At 33.2% G+C, this 24,684-nt stretch carries 22 protein-coding genes and 2 pseudogenes; 22 read left to right on the forward strand and 2 right to left on the reverse strand.

All coding sequences use genetic code 11. From position 1 onward, the window contains the following. Positions 1 to 29: 29 nt before the first annotated feature. The 22 genes and pseudogenes from THESIDRAFT1_RS11010 to THESIDRAFT1_RS11120 all read left to right on the forward strand — a co-directional run bounded on the left by THESIDRAFT1_RS11010 (position 30) and on the right by THESIDRAFT1_RS11120 (position 22,996). The gene (locus THESIDRAFT1_RS11010; RefSeq protein WP_003869129.1) at positions 30 to 2,132 is read left to right on the forward strand and encodes a polyribonucleotide nucleotidyltransferase; all 2,103 of its coding nucleotides are present in this window, start codon (positions 30 to 32) and stop codon (positions 2,130 to 2,132) included. Between the two features lie 102 nt (positions 2,133 to 2,234). Beyond that, the gene (locus tag THESIDRAFT1_RS11015) at positions 2,235 to 2,951 is read left to right on the forward strand and encodes a polysaccharide deacetylase family protein (protein WP_006570411.1); all 717 of its coding nucleotides are present in this window, start codon (positions 2,235 to 2,237) and stop codon (positions 2,949 to 2,951) included. A 40-nt stretch (positions 2,952 to 2,991) separates the two neighbouring features. After that, the gene (locus tag THESIDRAFT1_RS11020) at positions 2,992 to 4,248 is read left to right on the forward strand and encodes a M16 family metallopeptidase (RefSeq protein WP_006570412.1); all 1,257 of its coding nucleotides are present in this window, start codon (positions 2,992 to 2,994) and stop codon (positions 4,246 to 4,248) included. Next, positions 4,232 to 4,678 (forward strand): dUTP diphosphatase, encoded by a 447-nt coding sequence (gene dut, locus THESIDRAFT1_RS11025; RefSeq protein ID WP_006570413.1) that lies wholly within the window; start codon positions 4,232 to 4,234, stop codon positions 4,676 to 4,678. The genes THESIDRAFT1_RS11020 and dut overlap by 17 nt, the downstream gene beginning before the upstream one ends. Positions 4,679 to 4,689: 11 nt before the next feature. Next, positions 4,690 to 4,941, forward strand: coding sequence for a YlmC/YmxH family sporulation protein (locus THESIDRAFT1_RS11030; protein WP_003869125.1), 252 nt, complete (start codon positions 4,690 to 4,692; stop codon positions 4,939 to 4,941). 87 nt (positions 4,942 to 5,028) lie between these two features. Then, positions 5,029 to 6,225: an aspartate kinase gene (gene dapG / locus THESIDRAFT1_RS11035; protein WP_003869124.1), complete on the forward strand. Its 1,197-nt coding sequence runs from the start codon at positions 5,029 to 5,031 to the stop codon at positions 6,223 to 6,225. A 59-nt stretch (positions 6,226 to 6,284) separates the two neighbouring features. Beyond that, the gene (locus THESIDRAFT1_RS11040) at positions 6,285 to 7,001 is read left to right on the forward strand and encodes a ClpP family protease (protein WP_003869123.1); all 717 of its coding nucleotides are present in this window, start codon (positions 6,285 to 6,287) and stop codon (positions 6,999 to 7,001) included. Beyond that, the gene (locus tag THESIDRAFT1_RS11045; protein WP_003869122.1) at positions 7,001 to 7,210 is read left to right on the forward strand and encodes a YlzJ-like family protein; all 210 of its coding nucleotides are present in this window, start codon (positions 7,001 to 7,003) and stop codon (positions 7,208 to 7,210) included. Before THESIDRAFT1_RS11040 ends, THESIDRAFT1_RS11045 begins: the two co-directional genes overlap by 1 nt. A gap of 118 nt (positions 7,211 to 7,328) precedes the next feature. Beyond that, positions 7,329 to 9,440: pseudogene (locus THESIDRAFT1_RS14790) on the forward strand (FtsK/SpoIIIE family DNA translocase). Between the two features lie 29 nt (positions 9,441 to 9,469). After that, positions 9,470 to 10,780 (forward strand): 30S ribosomal protein S12 methylthiotransferase RimO, encoded by a 1,311-nt coding sequence (gene rimO / locus THESIDRAFT1_RS11060; protein ID WP_003869120.1) that lies wholly within the window; start codon positions 9,470 to 9,472, stop codon positions 10,778 to 10,780. Beyond that, on the forward strand, positions 10,780 to 11,316 hold the full coding sequence (gene pgsA, locus THESIDRAFT1_RS11065) for a CDP-diacylglycerol--glycerol-3-phosphate 3-phosphatidyltransferase (protein WP_004396226.1): 537 nt from the start codon (positions 10,780 to 10,782) through the stop codon (positions 11,314 to 11,316). Before rimO ends, pgsA begins: the two co-directional genes overlap by 1 nt. 13 nt (positions 11,317 to 11,329) lie before the next feature. Next, positions 11,330 to 12,571, forward strand: coding sequence for a competence/damage-inducible protein A (locus THESIDRAFT1_RS11070; RefSeq protein WP_006570416.1), 1,242 nt, complete (start codon positions 11,330 to 11,332; stop codon positions 12,569 to 12,571). Between the two features lie 64 nt (positions 12,572 to 12,635). Next, positions 12,636 to 13,661: a recombinase RecA gene (recA, locus tag THESIDRAFT1_RS11075; RefSeq protein WP_003869117.1), complete on the forward strand. Its 1,026-nt coding sequence runs from the start codon at positions 12,636 to 12,638 to the stop codon at positions 13,659 to 13,661. Between the two features lie 43 nt (positions 13,662 to 13,704). Then, positions 13,705 to 14,307, forward strand: a complete 603-nt coding sequence (locus THESIDRAFT1_RS11080; protein WP_004396227.1) for a regulatory protein RecX — start codon at positions 13,705 to 13,707, stop codon at positions 14,305 to 14,307. Positions 14,308 to 14,386: 79 nt separating this feature from the next. Next, positions 14,387 to 15,913: a ribonuclease Y gene (gene rny, locus THESIDRAFT1_RS11085; protein ID WP_006570417.1), complete on the forward strand. Its 1,527-nt coding sequence runs from the start codon at positions 14,387 to 14,389 to the stop codon at positions 15,911 to 15,913. 127 nt (positions 15,914 to 16,040) lie between these two features. After that, the gene (locus THESIDRAFT1_RS11090) at positions 16,041 to 16,820 is read left to right on the forward strand and encodes a TIGR00282 family metallophosphoesterase (protein ID WP_006570418.1); all 780 of its coding nucleotides are present in this window, start codon (positions 16,041 to 16,043) and stop codon (positions 16,818 to 16,820) included. A gap of 72 nt (positions 16,821 to 16,892) precedes the next feature. Continuing rightward, a complete protein-coding gene (locus THESIDRAFT1_RS11095) occupies positions 16,893 to 17,153 on the forward strand; it encodes a stage V sporulation protein S (protein ID WP_003866776.1) in 261 nt (86 codons plus the stop codon). Between the two features lie 69 nt (positions 17,154 to 17,222). Further along, a pseudogene (locus THESIDRAFT1_RS14795) lies at positions 17,223 to 18,058 on the forward strand (PHP domain-containing protein). 55 nt (positions 18,059 to 18,113) lie between these two features. Next, a complete protein-coding gene (locus THESIDRAFT1_RS11105) occupies positions 18,114 to 19,301 on the forward strand; it encodes a pyridoxal phosphate-dependent aminotransferase (protein WP_006570420.1) in 1,188 nt (395 codons plus the stop codon). A gap of 13 nt (positions 19,302 to 19,314) precedes the next feature. After that, a complete protein-coding gene (gene purB / locus THESIDRAFT1_RS11110; protein WP_006570421.1) occupies positions 19,315 to 20,736 on the forward strand; it encodes an adenylosuccinate lyase in 1,422 nt (473 codons plus the stop codon). Positions 20,737 to 20,805: 69 nt separating this feature from the next. Further along, positions 20,806 to 21,717 carry a stage V sporulation protein K gene (spoVK, locus tag THESIDRAFT1_RS11115; RefSeq protein WP_003869110.1) on the forward strand — a complete coding sequence of 304 codons (912 nt, stop codon included), beginning with the start codon at positions 20,806 to 20,808 and terminating at the stop codon, positions 21,715 to 21,717. A gap of 4 nt (positions 21,718 to 21,721) precedes the next feature. Then, positions 21,722 to 22,996, forward strand: a complete 1,275-nt coding sequence (locus tag THESIDRAFT1_RS11120) for a methionine gamma-lyase family protein (protein WP_006570422.1) — start codon at positions 21,722 to 21,724, stop codon at positions 22,994 to 22,996. A 49-nt stretch (positions 22,997 to 23,045) separates the two neighbouring features. Here THESIDRAFT1_RS11120 and THESIDRAFT1_RS11125 read toward each other — a convergent pair whose 3' ends face one another. Together THESIDRAFT1_RS11125 and rnhA are read right to left on the reverse strand one after the other, a co-directional pair. Then, positions 23,046 to 24,041 carry a tyrosine recombinase XerC gene (locus THESIDRAFT1_RS11125; RefSeq protein WP_006570423.1) on the reverse strand — a complete coding sequence of 332 codons (996 nt, stop codon included), beginning with the start codon at positions 24,039 to 24,041 and terminating at the stop codon, positions 23,046 to 23,048. A gap of 182 nt (positions 24,042 to 24,223) precedes the next feature. Then, positions 24,224 to 24,682 (reverse strand): ribonuclease HI, encoded by a 459-nt coding sequence (rnhA, locus tag THESIDRAFT1_RS11130; protein ID WP_003869107.1) that lies wholly within the window; start codon positions 24,680 to 24,682, stop codon positions 24,224 to 24,226. Positions 24,683 to 24,684: the final 2 nt, after the last annotated feature.

The raw sequence follows: 24,684 nt of genomic DNA on the forward strand, positions 1-24,684 counted from the left end.
TCTATAAAATTTTACGAAAGGAGGATAACATGGAAGAACGAACTTTTGAAATGGAACTAGCCGGGAGAAAGTTGTTAGTCCAGATAGGAAAAGTAGCTCAACAAGCAAATGGAGCAGCTTGGGTAAAATACGGAGACACTGTCGTTCTAGTTACTGCCTGTGCTTCCAAAGAACCCCGAGAAGGAATTGACTTTTTTCCTTTAACTGTTGAGTACGAAGAAAGATTGTACTCTGTCGGTAAAATTCCTGGTGGTTTCATAAAAAGAGAAGGGAAACCTAGTGAAAAGGCAATTCTCTCTGCTCGGTTAATTGACAGACCAATTAGGCCTTTATTTCCCCATGGTTATAGAAATGATGTACAAGTTATAGCTACAGTTTTATCTGTTGACCCTGACGTACAACCAGAAATAGTCGCAATGATTGGTTCGTCTGTTGCTCTTTCAATTTCTGATATTCCTTTTAATGGTCCTACAGGAGCGGTAGCAGTAGGATTAGTCGATGGGCAATTTATAATTAATCCTAACCATGAGCAAAGAGAAAAAAGCTTAATGCATTTAGTGGTTTCAGGAACGAAAGATGCTATTGTAATGGTGGAAGCAGGGGCAAAAGAGATTCCTGAAGAAACTATGCTAGATGCTATAATGTATGCTCACGAATATATCAAACAGATTGTAGAGTTTATAGAAGGAATAGTTAAAGAAGTAGGTGTTCCGAAAAGCGAAGTAATTTTACATGAAATAGACAAAGACCTAGAAGAAAAAGTAAGAGCCTATGCAACAGAAAAAATATACAATGCGTTAAGAACAGCAGAAAAGAAAGAGAGAAACGACAACTTAGATAAAGTTGAACAAGAAGTTTTAGAGCACTTTAAAGAAGAATATCCTGATAATCTTGCTGATATAGATGAAGTACTTTACAATATAATGAAAGAACAAATGCGAAAAATGATAACAGAGGAAAGAATAAGAGTAGATGGCAGGGGCCTTGACGACATAAGACCAATATGGTGCGAAGTAGGAGTGCTACCCAGAACTCACGGTTCTGCGATTTTCACAAGAGGACAAACTCAAGTGCTTACAGTAGCAACATTAGGTGCATTAGGAGATATTCAGATTTTAGATGGCATAGGAGATGAAGAAGCAAAAAGATATATGCATCATTACAATTTTCCACCCTACAGTGTTGGAGAAGTAAGGCCTCTAAGAGGTCCTGGTAGAAGGGAAATTGGTCATGGAGCTTTAGCAGAAAGGGCTTTAGAACCGGTGATTCCTTCTGAAGAGGAATTTCCCTATACTATAAGATTAGTGTCAGAAGTTTTAAGTTCCAATGGTTCTACTTCTCAAGCTAGTGTTTGTGGCAGTACTTTAGCTTTAATGGATGCAGGAGTTCCAATAAAAGCTCCAGTTGCAGGAGTTGCTATGGGGCTTATCAAAGAAGGAGATGTAGTTTCTGTACTCACTGATATACAAGGAATTGAAGACTTTTTAGGGGATATGGACTTCAAAGTAGCAGGCACAGAAAAAGGAATCACAGCGATACAAATGGATATAAAAATTCCTGGAATTGACAAAGAAATTTTGAAAATGGCTTTAGAAAAGGCCCGAAGGGGCAGACTATACATTCTCAACAAAATGTTAGAAGTTATAAAAGAACCGAGAAAACAGTTATCAGTATACGCACCTCGTGTTATAAGGATGGTAGTTGACCCTGAAAAAATTAGAGAAATAATCGGACCTGGTGGCAAAACCATAAGTAAAATTATTGCAGAAACGGGAGTAAAAATTGATATTGAAGAAGATGGCAGGTTATACATTACTGCTTCTGATTTGAGATCTGGCGAAAGAGCTAAGCAAATGATTGAGGCTATAACAAAAGATATAGCAGTAGGAGAAATTTATTTAGGAAAAGTGCTTAGAATAACACCCTTTGGAGCTTTTGTAGAAATTGCTCCTGGTAAAGAAGGACTTGTCCACATCTCTAAGCTATCAAAAAAACGGGTACAAAAAGTAGAAGATGTAGTAAAAGTTGGCGATGACATATTGGTAAAAGTCACAGATATAGACAAACTCGGAAGAATAAGCCTTTCAAGAAAAGACGCATTGCCTGATGAAGAGGAAGAAGAAAGAAACTAAAGGCATAAACCGACCCACGGTTTATGTTTTTTATTTTTTAGTAATATATTCGCCGCCTGTTTGAATAAAATTAAAGTGAGAATATCAACGGGTGGTGTTATAATGAAAATATTTTATATAAAATATCCTAAAAAAAGCTTTTGGATTATTTTTTCCTTAGCAATATTACTGCTCATCTTTTTAATTTACATAATTACACGCAGCGTTTCTGTTTTTAACAGCAATGAACCTATTTATAAAGGAGATACAAAGGAAAAAAAGATTGCCTTTGCTTGCAACGTCGCATGGGGAGATGAGTACATACCAAAAATGTTAGATATTTTTAAAGATAACAATATCCATATTACATTTTTTTTTGAAGGAAAATGGGCAGAAAAAAATCCTGATGTTGTAAAAGATATTTATCAAAAAGGCCATGAAATCGGAAGTCATGGATACACACATGTAAAATATACAAATTTAAGTCGGCAACAATATGAAGAAGATATTAAAAAAAGCGGTGAAATTTTAGAAAAAATTACAGGAACAAAACCTACCCTTTTTGCACCACCGTATGGTGATTTCAATGATGAAGTAGTAAAAGTAGCAGGACAATTAGGATATAAAGTTATTCTATGGAGTTTGGACACCATAGATTGGAATAATCCAAGTCCTCAAACAATTGTAGATAGAGTTATGACTAAATATCACAACGGTGCTATTGTGTTAATGCACCCTACTCAAAATACTGTGGAAGCATTGCCACAGATAATAAAACAACTTAAAGAAAAAGGTTATAAAATAACTAAAGTATCGGAAGTAATTGTAGATAACAATTAAATTTGCTATAATAATAATTAAATTTGCAAAGGAGGATAAAATGTACGAACAAAAGATTATTGAAGGAGTAAAAGTTGTAACTTGTAAAATTCCTCACGCATATTCTGTATACATAGGGATATGGATTAAAGCAGGTTCTATGTACGAACATAAAGCTATAAACGGAATATCTCATTTTATAGAACACATGGTTTTTAAAGGTTCTAAGCTAAGAAGTGCAAAGCAAATTGCGGAAGAAATGGATAGTATTGGTGGACAGTTAAACGGCTTTACTGAAAAAGAAAGTACCTGTTTTTATATAAAAGTCTTAAATACTCACGTAAAACAAGGTCTTGATATACTTTTTGATATGGTATTTAACCCTGCCTTTAAAGAAGAAGACATAGAAAAGGAAAAGCAAGTCATCTTTGAAGAAATATTGACAGAATTAGATTCTCCTGAAGACGTAGCTTATAATCTTTTAGCAAAAACAATATGGAAAGGACATCCCTTGTCTTTCCCTGTACTTGGTACTTTTTCTACTATTAAAAAGCTAAACAAAGAACAAATTGTAAATTATTATAATGCCCATTATAACAAAGATAACATAGTCATTTCTATAGCAGGAAATTTTGGCGATGATATCTATGAAACACTGCAAAAATATTTATCAAAAATTCAAAAAACTAATGTTATTTCTCAATTAACTTCTCCAATTTGGCATAAAAACAAAGCTTTTTATGAAAAAGATTTTGAACAGGTAAATTTATGTATTGGTTTACCTGGAATAACTTATGACTTAAGGAAAGTATATGCTTTAGCCGTCATTAATAATGCTTTTGGTGGAGGAATGAGTTCAAGACTATTTCAAAAAATAAGAGAAGATAAGGGATTGGTTTACTCGATTTATTCTTATCCTTCTACCTATCACCATGCTGGGGTTTTTTCTATTTTTGCTAGTATGAACGCTAATAATTTTAGAAAGGTATATGACTTAATTTTGCAAGAAATAGAAGAGGTGTATTCAAAAGGTTTAGCAAAAGAAGAGATTGATAAATTTAAAGAGCAACTTCGCATAAATGTATTAATGGATTTAGACAGTATAAGCAGTAGAATGAGCGCAATAGGAAAATCAATGCTTTTATTTAATAAAGTGCATACTGTAGAGGAAATACTTCAAACAATAGATAACTTAACTTACGAGGAAATAAATGACTTAGCTAAAAAAATTATAAATCCTGATGACATGAGCATAGCCGTGGTTGGAAAACTAAACAAAAGAGATAAAGGGTGGTTAGAAAATGTCCATAATACTTAAGATTAAAAAAACTGATGATGCTAAAGACTTACCTTTGCCTGCTTATATGAGTGAAGGAGCCGCTGGCATGGATTTATATGCTAATGTTAAAAAGGAAGTCATATTACAACCTGGCGAAATAAAACTAATTCCAACAGGTATACAAATTGAACTTCCTCCAAATTTTGAGGCCCAAATAAGGCCAAGAAGCGGCCTAGCTTTAAACTACGGAATAACTCTTTTAAATACTCCTGGTACAATTGATTCCGATTACAGAGGAGAAATAAAATTGATAGTCATCAATTTAGGAAAAGAAGCAGTCAAAATCGCAAGGGGACAAAGAATTGCTCAAATGGTAATCAATCAAATAGTAAGACCAACAATAGTAGAGGCAGAAATCCTTTCAGAAACTAAAAGAGATGAAGGAGGATTTGGCCATACCGGTATATAAGGAGGGGTTCTATGCGGTTAAGCGAATTTGGAAATAAAGAAATTGTAAATTTAACGGATGGAAGAAGATGGGGATTAGTAGAAGATTCAGATTTAGTTATTGATGAAGAAACAGGAAGGATTCATTCAATAATAGTATATGAATCAAAAGGTTTATTTAGAGGAAAGACAAACTATATTGAAATAAGTTGGGACTCTATAAGAAAAATTGGTGACGATATGCTTATTGTGGAATTCGAAGAAAAGAAAAGACGGTTTTATTAAAAATATTACTTTTCTTTATCACTTTAATGAAGTATAATAATATAAAATGTCTCAACTTAGATACCTTCAAAAGGAAAGGATGAGAACGTGAAAATATTGGTACAAAAATTTGGTGGAACTTCTGTATCAACACCTGAGAGAAGAGAAATGGCTACATCAAAAGTAATTGAGGCAGTTAAAAACGGTTTTAGCGTGGTAGTAGTAGTTTCTGCAATGGGAAGAAATGGAGATCCTTATGCCACAGACACTCTAATAAACATGGTTAAATCAATAGATAGCAATATTTCAAAACGAGAATTAGATTTATTGATGAATTGTGGTGAAATAATCTCCAGTGTGACTTTTGCTGCAACCCTATCAAAGAAGGGTTATAAAGCAAAAGTATTTACCGGAGGACAAGCAGGCATTATAACAGATGATAATTTTGGCAATGCGGAAATTATAAAAGTAGAACCAACAAGACTTTTAGAAAGTTTAAAAGAGGGAATTATTCCTGTAGTAGCAGGTTTTCAAGGTATCACAGAAGAAGGAGATTTAACTACGTTAGGGCGTGGAGGCAGTGATACAACTGCTGCTCTTTTAGGTGAAGCTCTAAAAGCTTCCGCGGTAGAAATATATACAGATGTAGATGGAATAATGACAGCAGATCCTCGCATTGTTTCAAAAGCTCATATTTTGAAAAAAATAAGTTATAATGAAGTATTCCAATTTGCAGAACAAGGAGCAAAGGTAGTACATCCTAGAGCGGTAGAAATAGCAATGAGAGGTAATATACCCCTTGTTATAAAAAATACCATGTCAGACAGTCCAGGTACCATTATAACTCAATATAATGAGGCTTACGATAATATTTACGATATAGACAAATTAGTCACTGGAATTGCCAATATGGACCATAGAGTTCAAATCGTGCTAGAAAACAGTGAAAATACAGAAAGTATATTCGAAAAAATTGCAGAAGAAAAAATAAGCATTGACCTTATTAATATTTTTCCTGAAAAACAAGTTTTTACAATATCAGAGATGGATTTTAAAAAGTTACAAAAACTTCTTGAAGAAAACAATATAAAATATTCCTACAGAACTAATTGCTCAAAAGTCTCTATAATTGGTAATAGAATAAGAGGCGTTCCAGGAGTAATGGCAAGAGTAATAAAGGCATTATCAAGGCATAATATAGAAATTTATCAAACAGCTGACTCTCATAATACTATTTCTTGCCTTGTAAGTCAAGATAAAGCTGAAGAAGCAGTTAGAGTTCTACATGACGAATTTAATCTTTAAAAGGGAAGCGCATACTATTGCGCTTTTTTTTTATACTAATTATTAGGAGCGTGATAAAGATGAGCAATTTTTTAAAAAATGAAGAAACAGAACAACCTCAGACTTTACCACATGTTCAGGAGAATTTAAAAAATTTAGGCCAGACAAACGTACCTAATTTTGAAAGCAATATTCATTGTCTTACTATAATAGGGCAAATTGAAGGCCACATGATACTGCCTCCACAAAACAAAACCACAAAATATGAACACATAATACCACAATTGGTAGCAATAGAAGAAAACCCTAATATAAAAGGAGTTTTGATTTTATTAAATACTGTAGGAGGAGATGTGGAAGCAGGTCTTGCTATTGCAGAAATGATAGCAAGCCTTTCTAAGCCTACTGTATCTATAGTATTAGGTGGAGGTCACAGTATCGGGGTGCCTTTAGCAGTTTCAGCAAATTATTCTTACATAGTGCCAAGTGCTACCATGACAATACACCCTATCAGAATGACAGGATTAATAGTAGGAGTTCCCCAAACTTTTGATTATTTCAACAAAATGCAAGATAGAATAGTAGAGTTTATTGTGCGAAATTCAAAAATAAAAAGAGATACTTTTATGAAGCTTATGCTTAAAACTGGAGAATTAGCCAACGACATAGGAACAATCTTAGTTGGAAAAGAAGCAGTAGATTACGGTTTGATTGACGAAATAGGGGGTATCAAAGAAGCTTTAAAGAGGTTACACAATATGATAGAAGAAAGAGAAAAAAAGAAAGGTGAAGAATAATGTTATATACAATAATTCCCTATGAATTAATTTTTGAAAAAAGAGAAGATATACCCACCAATTACATAGAACTAAAGATGGGGAATAAACAGTTAGTAGTAGAAAAACTCTCAAATGGAAATTATATAATTCAAAGAATGTATTCTACTAATCCTTTTGATTACCTAGACGCAAAATATACTCCAGGAAGCATGATAAGTATTTATTAGAAAAATTTTTGTGTTATAATAGATGTGTTTAAAAAATTAGCACATCTATTTTTTTGTTGCTATTTTACATAATTAATACTAAAATTTTTATAGAAGAAATTATAAACAGGTGGTATATATGATTGATAAAAAACAAAAGTCTCTCAAAAACGAAATCATTGGAATTATATTTTTGGCTTTTACACTTATTTCTTTTTTAAGCCTTTATACAGATACAACTGGTGCTATAGGTAAAAACATAGGAATTTTTTTAAAGGGTTCTTTTGGGATAGGTTCTTATGTTGTATCTGCTTTACTTTTAGTATTTGCGTTGATGTTTCTTTTTAATAATCGAGATTTTATAAAATTACATAAAGCTGCAGCACTTTTTGGACTTTTTCTAACCCTCATAAGTTTAGATCATTTGTATTATTTCCCTTCTAATGAAGGATTAAAAAATTATATTTTAGCTGCTTACACTAATGGTATAAACAATATGGGTGGAGGAGTTGTTGCTGCCTTACTGGTATATTTTCTAGTAAAACTTTTGGGTATCACAGGAAGCTATATATTATTGTTTTCTTCTTTGGCAATTTTTATAGTGCTTATTACAAATGTATCTATCGTAAACCTGATGGAATCTTCCTATCAGAAGTTTAAACAACGTAAAAAAAGATAAAAAAACAGACCATGAGAAGGAAGTAATTTCTACCTCTACTTCTCAGGAGGATTTCACACCTTTAATTGAAGAAAATATAACAGAAAAAAATAGAACAATCGATATAATTGAACAAGTAGAAGAAGAAAGAAAAATCTATGAAAAAGGTACAAAAGATAAAGAAGAGGTTATAGAAAGCGAGTATCTTCCTCCTCCTATAACCCTTTTAAAAGAGGCAATTCCCCCACCAAAAATAAAAAATGAAGTGTTAATGGAGAAAGTAAAAAAATAGAAGACACCCTTAAAAACTTCGGAGTTGATGCAAAAGTTATCCAAGTGACAAAGGGGCCTGCAATTACTCGTTTTGAATTGCAACCTAGTGCAGGAGTCAAAGTTAGCAGAATTGTGAGTCTAACAGATGACATTGCTTTAAGTCTAGCTGCGCCTTCTGTGAGAATAGAAGCGCCGATTCCTGGTAAATCTGCTATTGGAATAGAAGTCCCAAATGATAAAATAGCTCCAGTATATTTGAGAGAAGTAATAGATAGCAAAAAGTTTAGAAATTTTAAATCAGGCTTAGCAATTGGTTTAGGAAAGGATATCGCTGGTAATATTGTCATAGCAGATTTATCTAAAATGCCTCATTTGCTCATTGCAGGTGCGACAGGTTCTGGTAAAAGTGTTTGCATAAATTCTCTTATAGTGAGTTTGTTATACAAAGCCCCTCCACAACAGGTGAAAATGATATTGATAGATCCAAAAGTAGTAGAACTTAATATTTACAACGGCATTCCTCATCTCTTAACTCCGGTTGTCACAGACCCTAAAAAGGCAGCCGGTGTCTTAAATTGGGCAGTACAAGAAATGACTAAGCGTTATAATTTATTTGCCCAATATGGAGTTAGAGATATAGACAGCTATAACGAAAAATACAAAGAAAACAGCTTATATAAAATTGTAATCATAATTGATGAGCTTTCTGACTTAATGATGGTCTCTCCTGCAGAAGTAGAAGAATATATATTTAGGTTAGCTCAAATGGCAAGAGCAGCTGGCATTCATTTGGTCATTGCTACCCAAAGACCCTCTGTTGATGTAATAACGGGAGTTATTAAAGCCAACATCCCTTCAAGGATTTCTTTTGCTGTATCTTCTCAAATTGACTCAAGAACAATCTTGGATATGACAGGTGCAGAAAAACTTTTAGGAAAAGGCGATATGCTTTTTAACCCTATAGGAGCAGCAAAACCTATGCGAATTCAAGGAGCTTTTATCTCTGAAGAAGAAGTAGAAGCTGTAGTAAATTTCTTAAAAAATCATTCTAAGCCTCAGTACGAAGAAATAGAAATTGAGGAAAAGACAAATGGAAAAATTTTTGAACAACAAGAGGATGAGTTATTAGAAGATGCTATTTCTGTAATTTTAGAAACAGGGCAAGCTTCTATTTCAATGTTACAAAGAAGATTAAGAATTGGGTACGCGAGAGCTGCCCGAATTATAGATCAATTAGAGCAAAAAGGTATTATAAGCGGTTATGATGGTTCTAAGCCAAGGCAAATTCTTCTATCAAAAGAAGAAATAAAAAAATATTAGAAGAATCTTAAAATAGAAAGGAAATGCAGATGAAAAATGTAGGAATTATATCCCTTGGATGTCCCAAAAACACAGTTGATTCGGAAAAAATGTTAGCAATTTTAAAAGAAAAAGGTTATAACATAGTAAATGATAAAAATAAAGCTGACATACTCATTATAAATACTTGTGGCTTTATAGAGGATGCAAAAAGAGAGTCGATAGAGTACATCATTGAGATGGGAAAACTCAAAAACCGCAGGCTAAAATACCTTATTGCAACTGGTTGCTTGTCTGAAAGATATAATAAAGAATTATTAAAAGAACTTCCCGAATTAGATGCAGTAATTGGCACTGGAGATTTCCCCAAAATTGCAGAAGTAATAGAAGAAATAGAAAAAGGAAAAACTGTTTTAGAATATGGACACGCTAATTTACTAAATGATGAAGGAATACAGCGCATTTTAACTACGCCAAATTATTACGCCTATTTAAAAATTGCAGAAGGTTGCAGCAATGCTTGTTCTTTTTGCATAATTCCAAAGATTAGAGGAAGATACAGAAGTCGCAAAATGGAGGACATACTTAGAGAAGCCGAGGAACTCGTCAAAAAAGGTGCAAAAGAACTTATACTCATTGCTCAAGACACTACAAAATATGGAGTAGACGTTTATAAAAAATTTATGCTGCCCCAACTTTTAAAAGAAATTTCTAAGATTGATGGTTTAAAGTGGATTAGGTTACTTTATGCATATCCTGATAGTGTAACAGAAGAACTTGTTGAAGAGATAAAAAACAATGAAAAAATAGTAAAATATATTGATATTCCGCTACAACATTCTCATGATGAAGTCCTAAAAAGAATGAATAGAAATACTAATAGACAAAAAATAGAAGAGGTTATAAGTAGATTGCGTAGCATTCCAAACATGGTAATACGCACTACTTTTATGGTAGGCTTCCCTGGAGAGACAGAAGAAGAATTTGAGGATTTAAAACAGTTCATAAAAGAAAAAAGATTTGAGAGAGTAGGAGTTTTCACATATTCTCGAGAAGAGGGAACTAAATCGTATTATATGAAGCCTCAAATTAAAAAGAGTGTCAAAATTAAAAGACAACAAGAGTTGATGGAGATACAAAAAGAAATTTCTTATCAGCATAATCTTTCAAAAGTGGGGAAGCAGTTAGAGGTACTAATTGAAGGCTTTGAAGATGGAATATATTATGGCAGAAGTTATATGGATGCCCCTGAGATTGATGGTGTTGTTTATGTAAAAAGCAACAAAAAACTCAAAGCTGGAGATTTTGTGGTAGCAACTATAACAGATGCCTATGAGTACGATTTGGTGGGGGAATATTAATGAATTTAGCAAACAAACTTACAATGTTAAGACTTTTTTTAATACCTATTTTTATGTTTTTTATGCTTGTCAGAGGTCCCTACAACGATTTTATAGCTGCAGGAATATTTTCACTTGCAGCATTGACCGACAAATTTGATGGATATGTGGCAAGAAAGTTTAATCAAATAACTAATTTTGGGAAATTTATGGACCCACTGGTAGACAAAATAATGGTTTCTTCTGCTCTAATAGCCTTAGTACAAATGGGACGCATTCAAAGTTGGATTGTAGTAGTTATATTAGCAAGAGAATTTTTAATAACAGGTATTAGGACAGTTGCTGCTGATAAGGGAATTGTCATTGCTGCCAGCAATTACGGTAAATACAAAACTACTTTTCAAATGATAGCAGTAATTGCACTGATGCTTAATAATTACCCTTTTAGCCTTATAAATTTTCCTTTCGACACTATAATGGTGTATATAGCTTTAATTTTGACAATTTATTCGGGTGTAGATTATATTATAAAATCTAAAAATTTATTCAAAGATTAAAGAGGTGTTTTAATTGAGAGGAGAAATTATTTCTGTTGGCACAGAGCTTTTATTAGGACAAATTTTAAATACTAACGCCAAATATTTATCTGAAAAATTGGCTCTTTTAGGTATAGATATATATTTCCATACTAACGTTGGAGATAACGAAGAAAGATTAAAAGAATGTTTAAATATCGCTTTTAACCGCTCTGACCTTATAATAACAACAGGTGGATTAGGCCCTACTGTTGATGACATTACAAAAGAGACAGTGGCTTCTTTTTTAGGTCTTCCTCTTGTAGAAAACATAGAAGCAAAAGAAGAGATAATAAGATTTTTTGAAAAAATAGGACAAACACCTACCATGAACAACTTCAAACAAGCCTTTTTCCCAGAAGGTGCAAAAATCTTGCCAAATAAAAATGGAACAGCTCCTGGCTGTATAATAGAAAAAGATAACAAAATCATCATAATTTTGCCTGGTCCACCTTCTGAGCTAATTCCGATGTTTGAGGAATCTGTATATCCTTATCTTAAAAGCAAAACTAATGAAACTATAAAGTCTCGAGTAATCAAAATATTTGGCTTAGGTGAATCAAAAGTAGAGGAAATGGTAAAACCTCTTTTGTTTAATTCTAATCCTACTGTTGCTCCTTTAGTAGGTGATGGATACGTAACTTTGAGAATAACTGCAAAAGGACATGATGACAAAGAAATTTTAGAAATGATTGAGGATATGGAATCAAGGATTAGAGGTATCATAGGTGACTATATATACGCTGTAGATGAGGAAGAAATGGAAGAAGTCGTGATAAAATTACTACAGAAAAACAAATTAACTCTTGCTGTCTCTGAATCTTGTACAGGTGGTTTATTGGCAAAAAAGATAACAGATGTATCAGGGGCTTCAAAAGTCTTTAATTTAGGTGTTGTTTCTTACAGTAATGAAGCCAAAGAAAAAATTTTAGGAGTTAAAAAATCTACTTTAGAGTCTTATGGAGCAGTAAGCCATGAGACAGCAAAAGAAATGGCAGAAAATATAAGAAAATTGGCCAATGCTGATTTTGGTTTGTCTACTACTGGAATTGCAGGACCTACAGGTGGAACACCTGAAAAGCCCGTAGGATTAGTGTATGTGGGTTTTGCTACCAATGAAAAAGTCTATGTAAAAAAACTAATGTTAAGTGGTGATAGAAGTAAAATAAGGACAAGGACAGTACTACATGCTTTAGACATTGTAAGAAGATATCTTCTGGGAATAAAAATTGACTAGTTATGTTCATTAATATATAATTAATTTAATACAATACCTTGTATTCTTGGGAGGTAAATAATAAATGATAGAAAAACAAAAGGCTTTAGAAATGGCTATAAGTCAGATAGAGAGGCAGTTTGGCAAGGGCTCTATCATGAGATTGGGAGATACTGCAAAATTGAATGTAGAAGTAATACCTACAGGTTCTCTTGAATTAGACATTGCTTTAGGTGTCGGAGGAGTTCCAAGGGGAAGGATAATAGAAATTTTTGGCCCTGAGTCTTCAGGAAAAACTACCTTAGCGCTACATATGATAGCAGAAGCACAAAAAATGGGAGGAACGGGTGCTTTTATAGATGCAGAACATGCTCTTGATCCTGTATATGCAAAAAATCTTGGGGTCAATATTGAGGATTTATTGGTGGCGCAGCCTGATACGGGCGAACAAGCCTTAGAAATTGCAGAAGCCCTTGTTAGAAGTGGTGCTGTTGACATAATTGTGATAGACTCTGTTGCTGCTTTAGTACCTAAGGCGGAGATTGATGGTGAAATGGGAGATAGCCATGTAGGGCTTCAAGCGAGACTGATGTCTCAAGCTTTGAGAAAATTAGCAGGGGTTACTAGTAAGTCTAAAACTATTGTGGTCTTTATAAACCAGCTTAGAGAAAAAGTAGGTGTTATGTTTGGAAATCCTGAAACAACCCCTGGAGGAAGAGCACTGAAATTTTATGCCACAATAAGACTAGATGTGAGAAAAGTAGATGCAATAAAGCAGGGAAATGAGATAATCGGCAATAGAACGCGTGTCAAAGTTGTAAAAAATAAAATTGCTCCGCCTTTTAAACAAGCAGAATTCGATATAATGTATGGAGAAGGTATTTCAAGAGAAGGAAGCATTTTGGATATTGGCACAAGTATAGACATAATTGAAAAAAGTGGTGCTTGGTATTCCTATGGAGATATACGATTAGGGCAAGGAAGAGAAAACGCTAAGCAATTTTTAAAAGAAAACAAAGAAATCGCAGATGAAATTGAAAGAAAAATTAGAGAAAATTTCAATCTAGCTTATAATAAAATAAAATCCTCCCCTGATGCAATAGTAGAATGACCCCTTATTGTGGGGTTATTTTATTACAAAAGGAGAAATAAGCATGATAATAACTACTATAGAAAAGCAGAAAAAAAATAAAACGCAATATAATGTTTACATAGATGGAGAATATGCCTTTAGTTGCAATTTAGAAGATTTGATCTATTTAGGCATAGAGGAAGGAAAAGAACTAGATAGTGAACAGTATAATTATTATGTAAACTATACTGCAACAAGACAAGCGAGTGACTACGCATTTAAACTTTTATCAAGAAAAATGTTAACAGAAAAAGAACTTTCTCAAAAGCTTGAAATAAAAGGTTTTGAAGAGAATATTATAAAAAGTGTTATTGAAAAGCTGAAAAGCTATAACTATATCAATGACGAAGTTTATACCAAATTATTTATAGAACAAAAAATAAACCAATTGTATAGCAGGCGAAAAATTTATTACGAACTTGTAAAAAAAGGAATTAGTAAAGAATTGATCCAAGAAAGTTTAAACAATTTTTATCCTGAAGAAAAAGAAGTTGAAATAATAAAAAAAATAATTGAAAAAAAATTAAAATCCCAAGAAGAAACTAAAAAGTTAAAAAACTATCTTTACAACAATGGTTTTCAAATTGAAAACATTAGCGATGCCTTGAAAGAAAAGGATTTATAACTTGACATAATTTTGAAAAGGGTCTAAAATAAAATATGAATAACTACTAAGGAGGTGTAAGAGTATTAGCCATGTTGAATTGATAATCACAGCACTTATTGCAATAGCAGTCGGCTTTCTAATTGGTTATTTTGCAAGAAAGGTTATTGCAGAATCTAAAATAAAAAGCGCAGAAAATTTAGCGCGTACCATATTAGAAAGTGCAAAAAGAGACGCTGAAAATAAAAAAAGAGAGCTCTTATTAGAAGCTAAAGAAGAGATTCACCGCATGCGAACTGATTTAGAAAAAGAGATAAGGGATCGCAGAGGTGAATTACAGCGTTTAGAAAAAAGACTCCTTCAAAAAGAAGAAACCCTGGATAAAAGAGCCGAAACTTTAGAACAAAAAGAAAATCTTCTAGAAGAAAAACAAAAAGAAATTCAACAATTGGAAGAACAAATTTCTTTACTCCATCAAAAAGAAATAGAAGAATTAGAAAGAATTTCGGGACTAAGCCGTGAAGAAGCAAAAGCCATTTTATTAGAAAGTGTTCAAAAAGATATACAACATGAAATGGCTGTAATGATTAAAGAAATGGAAAACAAAGCTAAAGAAGAAGCAGAAATGAAAGCAAGGGAAATAATTAGCAATGCCATTCAACGTTGTGCGGCTGACCATGCTGCAGAAACAACTGTGTCTGTTGTTACCCTTCCTAATGATGAAATGAAAGGTCGCATAATAGGTAGGGAAGGTAGAAATATAAGGACAATAGAGACATTGACGGGAATTGACCTTATAATAGATGATACTCCTGAGGCTGTTGTTATTTCAGGCTTTGACCCTATACGAAGAGAAGTTGCGCGGATTGCGCTGGAAAAATTAATTGAAGATGGGCGAATACATCCCGCAAGAATAGAGGAAATGGTAGAAAAGGCTAAAAAAGAAGTAGACAACATGATAATCAAAGCAGGAGAAGAAGCGGCTTTTGAAGTAGGAATTCACGGTTTGCATCCCGAGCTGATTAAGTTACTAGGAAGACTTAAATTTAGAACTAGCTACGGGCAAAATGTCTTAAAGCATTCAATCGAAGTAGCTCATTTGGCAGGACTTATGGCTTATGAATTAGGTGCAGATGCCCTAGTTGCCAAAAGAGCAGGACTTTTACACGATATAGGTAAGGCCGTAGACCATGAGGTGGAAGGCCCTCATGTAATGATAGGTGCAGAACTAGCTAAAAGATATCATGAGTCTGATGCTGTCATTCATGCCATAATGGCTCATCATAATGATGTAGAGCCTCAGACTGTTGAGGCAGTATTAGTACAAGCGGCAGATGCTATCTCTGCCGCAAGGCCAGGTGCAAGGCGGGAAGCTTTAGAAGCCTATATTAAGCGTTTAGATAAGTTAGAACAAATTGCTAATTCTTTTGAAGGTGTAGAAAAGTCTTATGCTATACAAGCAGGAAGAGAAATCAGAATAATGGTAAAACCTGAAATTGTCAATGATGATGATATTGTCATTTTGGCGCGAAATATAAGCAAAAAAATTGAGGAAGAAGTTGAATATCCAGGTCAAATCAAAGTGACTGTCATAAGAGAGACAGTAGCTGTAGATTATGCAAAATAAAGGATTGAAAAAAAGCGTGCGATGAGCACGCTTTAAAAGTTTCATCATAAATTTTTATTAGCTATTGTTTTAATAGCCAGGTTTGTGTAATAATAAGTTTAAGAAAATTATTTTTTGGAGGTTAAGAATGAAGATACTTATCATCGGCGATATAGTTGGAAGACCAGGTAGAAACATATTAAAAGAGCACTTACAAGAATTAATATCAGAATACAATATTGACATAGTTATAGCGAATGGAGAAAATGCTGCCGGAGGAAATGGACTGACTCGCAAAGTTGCTGATGAACTTTTTGAAATAGGAATTTCTGCATTAACAATGGGAAATCACGTGTGGGATCAAAAAGAAATATTAAAATTTATTGATGAAGAAATGCGAATTGTAAGACCTGCCAATTATTTAGAGGAAACACCTGGCAGAGGATCTATAGCACTTAATTTTAAAAATACAAAAATTGGTATTATAAATTTGCAGGGAACTACCTTTATGCCTTGCAATAGAAATCCTTTCTTTGTCGCCTTAGAAGAAATAGAAAAGTTAAAAAAAGAGACGAATATAATCCTCGTAGATTTTCATGCAGAAGCTACTTCTGAAAAAATAGCAATGGGATATTTTTTAGACGGAAAAGTAAGTTGTGTTTTTGGCACTCATACTCATGTACAAACGGCAGATGAGAAAATATTACAAAATGGGACAGCTTACATAACTGATGTTGGCATGACAGGTCCTAGTGATTCTATATTGGGAATAGATAAAGAATTAATAATTAAAAAATTTACATCTTCTGTACCTGTACGCTTTGAAGTTGCAAAAGGTCCTACCCAAATAAATGCCATTGTAATTTCTGTTAATGAAATAACAGGAAAATGCTATAGCATAGAACGGATTAATAAAATTTATGCATAAAAAGGAGGATTTTTAAAACAAATGTAGAATATTAACAAAGAGAAAATCATTTGTTTTTAAGGGGGAAAAACAATGGAAGTGTTAAAAGTTTCAGCAAAATCTAATCCAAACGCTGTAGCAGGAGCGTTGGCAGGGGTGTTAAGGGAGCGTGGAGGTGCAGAAGTACAAGCAATAGGTGCAGGTGCAATAAATCAAGCTGTAAAAGCTGTTGCAATTGCGAGGGGTTTTGTAGCACCAAGCGGGATTGACTTAATTTGCATTCCTGCTTTTACAGACATTGAAATAGACGGTGAAGAAAGGACAGCAATAAAGTTAATTGTAGAGCCACGATAAAAAATAACCTGCATTTTGCAGGTTATTTTAAATTGTAAAGGTAAAATTTAGAAGAAAGGTTGGGATATAATGTTTGCAGACCTTCACATGCATTCAAAAGCTTCTGATGGAACTAATTCACCTTCTGAAGTAGTTCGATTGGCAAAAGAACACGGACTTAGTTGTATTTCTCTGACAGATCATGATACGATTGATGGATTAGAGGAAGCCATAGGAGCTTCTTCGAGATATGAAATAGAAGTTATCCCTGGAATTGAATTTAATTGTTATTATCAAGATCAAGAAATTCACATTTTAGGTTATTTTATAAATTATCACGATAAAAATTTTACTGAAAAATTAGAAGAGATGAAAAAGCTGAGAAATGACAGAGCCAAAGCGATTTTAAAAAATTAAATGAATTAGGAATTGATATTTCTATAGAAGACGTATTGGAATTCACAAGTGAAAAATTCATAGGAAGACCTCATATAGCAAGAGCCATGGTAAAAAAGAATTATGTAGAAAGTGTAAAAGAAGCCTTTGAAAAATACATAGGAGTGGGTGCTCCTGCTTATGTAGAAAGATACAGAATCACTCCTTTTGAAGCAATAAACCTTATTTTAGAAAATGGAGGTGTTCCTGTTTTAGCTCATCCCGGGTTACTTCAAGATGATAGTATTATTGAGGAATTAGCCCCAAAAGGTTTAATCGGAATAGAAGTTTACCATTCAAAACACACTACCGAAGATATAGAAAAGTATTTAAACAAAGCTAAAAAATACAAGTTAATCATAACTGGAGGCTCAGATTTTCACGGTATAGAAGTAGATGGCAGAGACCTTTTAGGAACCATAAAGTTAGACTATGAATATGTAAAAATATTGAAAAGTAAAGCTAAAAATTTTGTAGAAATATCAAAATAATTAAGTTAAAATAATATTGTGATTCATATAACAAAACCCTCTGGAGGTGTAAAAATTGGATTTATCCCAAAATGCCTTACAAATTACCCCTTCTATGACATTAGAAATAACTGCAAAGGCAAAACAGCTAAAAGCTCAAGGCATAGACGTTATAGACTTCGGAGTAGGAGAGCCAGATTTTGATACACCTGATTACATAAAAGAAGCTGCAATTGACGCTATAAAAAAAGGCTACACCAAATACACCCCTTCTTCAGGCATTTCCGAATTAAAAAAAGCAGTATGCGACAAGCTTTTAAAAGATAACGGCCTTAAATACCAACCAGAACAGATTGTCATATCAAATGGTGCAAAACACTCTATATATAATGCTCTTTGTGCAATTTTAAATCCTGGCGACGAAGTTATAATTCCTGTACCTTATTGGTTAAGCTATCCTGAGATGGTGAGATTGGCTTATGGAAAACCTGTCTTTGTAAAAACAAAAGCAGAAAATGACTTTAAAATTACAGCCGAAGAATTAAAAAATGCTATTACCTCTAAGACAAAAGCTTTAATTTTAAATACCCCCAACAATCCAACTGGCTCAGTGTATACTAAAGAAGAGTTAGAAGAACTTGTAAAAATTATTGAAGAAGCAAATATTTTTGTCATTTCAGATGAAATATACGAAAAATTAATTTACGAAGGCAGTCACATCAGTATCGCCTCTTTAAATGAAAAAATTAAAGAACTGACAATTTTGGTAAACGGTATGTCTAAAGCTTATGCTATGACAGGATGGAGAATTGGATATACTGCTTCTTCTTTAGAAATTGCAAAGGTTATGTCAAACATTCAAAGTCATACCACCTCAAATCCCAATTCAATTGCTCAATATGCCAGTGTAGCTGCTTTATCAGGTGATGAAACTGTTATTAAAAGAATGGCAGAAGAATTCAATAAAAGAAGAATTTATATGGTAGAAAGGATAAATAAAATAAAGGGATTGAAATCAAATAAACCTCAAGGGGCTTTTTATGTAATGGTAAATATAGACGAATACATTGGGAAAGAGATAAAAGGAAAAATTATTAGAGGTTCCATAGATTTTGCAAATGCTTTAATTGAAGGAGCAAATGTAGCAGTTGTTCCTGCTTTGCCCTTCGGAATGGACAATTACATTAGGATTTCTTATGCTACTTCCATTGAAAATATTGAAAAAGGCTTAAATAGAATCGAAGAATTTTTAAATAAAGCATAATGAGGAGGTAAATATGCGAGATACTTATCAGAATCCGTTAATAACAAGATATGCTAGCAAAGAAATGGCCCAAATCTTCTCTGACGACGAAAAATTTAAAACTTGGCGAAGATTATGGGTAGCTTTGGCAAAAAGCGAAAAAGAATTAGGGCTCAATATTACAGATGAGCAGATTAAAGAAATGGAAGAAAATATAGACAACATAAACTATGAAGATGCGGAAAAATTCGAAAGAGAATTTCGACATGATGTTATGGCTCACATACATGCCTATGGTCTTTTGTGCCCCAAAGCAAAACCTATAATCCATTTAGGAGCTACCTCTGCTTTTGTAGATGACAATACAGACATTATTTTGATGGATAAGGCTTTTAAGCTAATTGAAAAGAAGCTTCTTAAAGTAATAAAAGTTCTATCCGAATTTGCTTTAAAATATAAAGATTTACCTACTTTAGGTTATACTCACTTTCAACCAGCTCAACTTACTACGGTTGGTAAAAGAGCATGCCTTTGGATACAAGATTTAATTCTCGATTTACAAGATTTAAGATATAGAAGAGAAAACATAATGTTAAGAGGAGTAAAAGGCACCACTGGTACACAAGCAAGTTTTATGGAACTTTTTGGTGGTGATGAAGAAAAAGTAAAAGAGCTAGACAGATTAGTAGTAGAAAAAATGGGATATAAAAAGTCCTTCCCCGTGACAGGGCAAACTTATACGAGAAAATATGACTTTATGCTCTTGTCTGTATTGAGCGGTATTGCTCAAAGTGCTCACAAATTCAGCAATGACCTAAGGCTTTTACAACATTTGAGAGAAATTGAAGAACCTTTTGAAGAAAAACAAATAGGTTCCTCTGCGATGGCTTATAAAAGAAATCCTATGAGAAGCGAGAGAATGGCAGCTTTAAGTAGGTATGTTATTGTCACACTTTTAAATGCATCTATTACTTCTTCTGCTCAATGGTTTGAAAGAACTTTAGATGATTCAGCTAACAGACGAATTGTAATACCCGAAATGTTCCTTGCCACAGATGCTATATTAAATCTTTATATAAACATTGCGTCTGGTTTAAAAGTAAACAAAAAAGTAATTGAAAAAAATGTGATGACGGAATTGCCTTTTATGGCTACAGAAAAGATTTTAATGGAAGCTGTACTTAAAGGTGGGGACAGACAAGAGTTACATGAAGCTATAAGAGTATACTCCTTAAAAGCGGCAGAAGAAGTTAAAAATGGAGAAGAAAATAGGTTGCTTGATTATATACAAAATGACCAAAGATTTAAACTTTCCCAAGAAGAAATTAAAGAATTAGTTGACCCTATAAAATTTACCGGAAGAGCTGTAAGCCAGACTGAAGAATACATTAAGGAAATTGTAAACCCTATTTTAGCAGATTTTAAAGAAGATGTAGAAGCAAAAGTAGAAGTGTAAAATTCGTTCACTTTCCACATCCCAATATCATAGAATAACAATAAAAATGGTATTGGGATGTGGTGGTAGATGGGAATATGGCCAGTTTTCTTTGAAGGATATAAATTTGAAGGATATAAAATAGAAAAAAAGTCAGAAGATAAACCTAAAGAAGTCACAACAACTGTAGATGATAAAAAATTACAAGAAGAAGCTTTAAAAGAGCTAAATTCTTTGATAGGCCTTAATAAAGTGAAAGAAATTATACAAGAAATTTACGCTTTCTCGCAACTGCAAATAAAGCGTAAAAAGGAAGGATTAGCCACTGAACCTATAGTATTACATATGATATTTAAAGGTAATCCAGGAACAGGCAAAACTACTGTAGCAAGGATATTAGGAAAACTTTTAAAAAGTATAGGAGTTTTAGAAAAAGGCCATGTAGTTGAAGTAGAGAGAGCTGATCTAGTAGGAGAATACATAGGACATACTGCTCACAGAGTCCGTGAAAATGTAAAAAAAGCTTTGGGAGGAATTTTGTTTGTAGATGAAGCTTATTCTTTGGCAAGGGGTGGAGAAAAAGACTTTGGCAAAGAAGCTATTGATACTCTTGTCAAAGAAATGGAAGACAATAGGAATAAATTTATACTTATATTAGCAGGTTACAAACACGAAATGGAATATTTTTTAAATACCAATCCCGGACTTCGCTCCAGGTTTCCAATCCAGATAGATTTTCCTGATTATACTATAGATGAACTTCTTCAGATTGCGGAAGTCATGGTAAAAAACAGGCAATATAAGCTTACAGAAAGTGCAAAGAGAAAATTAATGAAAATATTGATTCGTGACGACAATTCAAGAGAAATAGGAAACGCGCGCCTTGTAAGGAATATCATAGAAAGAGCAATTAGAAAACAGGCTGTAAGAGTTTTAAACAAAATAAATATAACCAAAGAAGATTTAATAACAATAGACAGTATAGACATTAGAGAGGACTGAGAAAATGGACACAAAAAAATTTTTGCAGAACAATTTCCATATAAACTCAAAAATAATCGAAGTTATAGAAAAAGCAGAAAAAGATTGTTATCCTGTATTTAGAAAGATTGATAAGACTGTAGAGTACAATCAGTATAAGGTCATATATCATTTCCAAAAGAACAAATTAAGCGATATCCATTTTAATGGCACAACTGGCTATGGATATGGTGACATCGGGCGAGAGACAATCGAAAAAATATATGCAGGAATATTTGCCGCAGAAGACGCTTTAGTAAGGCCTCAAATCGTATCTGGAACTCATGCTATAGCATTATGTCTATTTGGCAATTTAAAACCAAATGAAGAGCTAATTTCGGCTTGTGGGAGGCCTTATGATACGTTAGAAGAAGTAATAGGGATAAAAGGGGAGGGGAGGGGAAGTTTAAAAGAATACGGAGTTATATATAAAGAAATTCCCCTCCTTAATGATGGAAAAATAGATATAGAAAGTGTAAAAAAAGCAATAACCTCAAAAACTAAAATGGTGATGATTCAACGATCAAAAGGGTATGACTATAGAAAGTCTTTGAAGATAGAAGATATAGAAAAGGCAATTAGTGAAATTAAAAAGGTAAAAGAAGATGTAATTATATTTGTAGATAATTGCTATGGAGAATTTACTGAGATAAAAGAACCAACAGAAGTAGGAGCCGACATTATAGCAGGTTCTCTTATAAAAAACATAGGTGGGGGAATTGCCCCTACAGGTGGATATGTAGTAGGAAAAAAGGAATTAGTTGAAAATGCTTCTTATAGGCTATATGCCCCTGGCATAGGAAAAGAGGTAGGTCCTTCTTTAGATTTAAATAGATTGATTTTACAAGGGTTATTTTTTGCACCTCAAGTGGTAGGACAAGCTTTAAAAGGAGCTGCTCTTTTAGCGAAAATTATGTCAGACTTAGGCTATGAAGTTACTCCAAAATATGACGAAGAAAGAACTGACATAGTTCAAGCTATCAAATTTAAAACTGCTGAAGAGTTGATATCTTTTATCCAGGGAATACAAATGGGGTCCCCAGTAGACTCTCATGTAATTCCTGAGCCGTGGGACATGCCAGGATATCAGGATAAAGTCATAATGGCAGCAGGAGGATTTATACAAGGATCTTCTATAGAGTTAAGTGCAGATGCACCTATAAGAGAACCTTATATCGCATACGTGCAAGGTGGTCTTACTTATCCTCAAGTAAAATTGGCAATAGCTATTGCTTTAAATAATATTTACAAAGAAGAATAAGCTACGAAATAAAATTCAAGAGGAAAATCTTTCCTCTTGAATTTTATTTTCAATCTTCCTTTTGTGATAAAGGGTTTTTATTTACAGCTTCTTTTAATTGCGAATCATCTACATGGGTATAAATTTGCGTCGTAGACACGTTAGAATGCCCTAGGAGCTTTTGTAAAGTCCTTATATCTACATTACCATATCTGTACATCAAAGTCGCGGCTGTATGGCGCAATTTATGGGCAGAATATTTTTTTCCTTCTAAATTAGCATTTTTTAAATGTTTTTTTACGGTATATTGTACAGTTTTAACACTTATGCGTTTAAGCCTTTTGCTCAAAAACAAAGCCTTTTTATCTTTGACTCCTTCTTTTGGCCTTACTTCTAAATATGTATTTATTGCATCAATACACGCATCATTTAAATAAACTGTTCTTTGTTTATTTCCTTTTCCTATAACAGTTAGTTTATCATCTTTTATGTCGTCTAGATTTATATTCACCAGTTCAGAAACTCTGAGCCCACAGTTTAAAAACAAAGTGATAATAGCGTAATCTCTTTCTTTAAAAGGCCCATCTATAGAATTTAAAAGCTTCTTGCTTTCATCAAGGGTGAGGTAAATAGGCTGTCTTACAGAAAGTTTTGGCGACTCTAATTCTTGAGTAGGATTTTTGCTTAGCACTTTAGCTTTTTTGTAAAGATAATTATAAAAAGACCTTAAACTTGCTACTTTTCGAGCACGAGCAGGGGGAGTATTAGACCTTTCGTTAGCTACAAAGTTAAGGTAGGCGTATAAGTCGTTTAAATCAACAGATTCTATCAAATCAACATCTACATCAGAAATATCTATTTCATCAAATTCTACATTAGGACTAACTTTTCCGCGTCTTTGCTTTAAAAAGCGCAAAAACAAAACTAAATCATAAGCATAAGCTTTTACAGTATTATAAGAACGGGCTTTTACAGTTGAGAAGTAGTTTAAAAATTCTTCAAGAAGAGGGGGATATTTAATAATAGAACCATTATTAGAAGTATTATTAGAAATTTCATTAGACATTTTCAAAACTCCTTTCTATTTTCTATAATTCTAATTATACGAAATAACTATTTCGTATAATTACTTGTATATATAATACCATACATATAATGCTTAAATCAAGCTACTTTAGAGACTGCGTTCAAAATTATTAAAAAGCTCAAGGAACCTTACTAAACTAAGATTCCTTGAGCTTAAAACTCTTATAACTTTTTAGTATTTCTTTTTATTTGCTCTGTAGCCAGTCTATCACATAAATTATTGTATTCACTATCTGCATGACCTTTTACTTTAATCCAATTGATTTGATGTCTTTTTGAAACCTTTAAAAGCTCCTTCCATAACTCTTGATTTTCTACTGGAGTTTTATCTGATTTTAGCCAATTGTTTTTCTGCCACTTTTCAAGCCAGCCTTCTTTAAAGGCATTTATTACATAACTACTGTCACTATATAAATTAACTTTACAAGGCCTTTTTAAGGCTTTCAAAGCTTCTATTACTGCTTTTAATTCCATTCTATTGTTTGTAGTATTTTCTTCAAATCCTGATATTTCTTTTTTTGTTCCTTTGTACAGTAAAACTGCTGCCCAGCCACCTGGACCAGGATTACCGCTACAAGCTCCATCTGTGTATATTTCAACAACATCGATATTATTTGACATTT

The sequence above is a fragment of the Thermoanaerobacter siderophilus SR4 genome (genome assembly GCF_000262445.1).
Classification (GTDB): domain Bacteria; phylum Bacillota; class Thermoanaerobacteria; order Thermoanaerobacterales; family Thermoanaerobacteraceae; genus Thermoanaerobacter; species Thermoanaerobacter ethanolicus.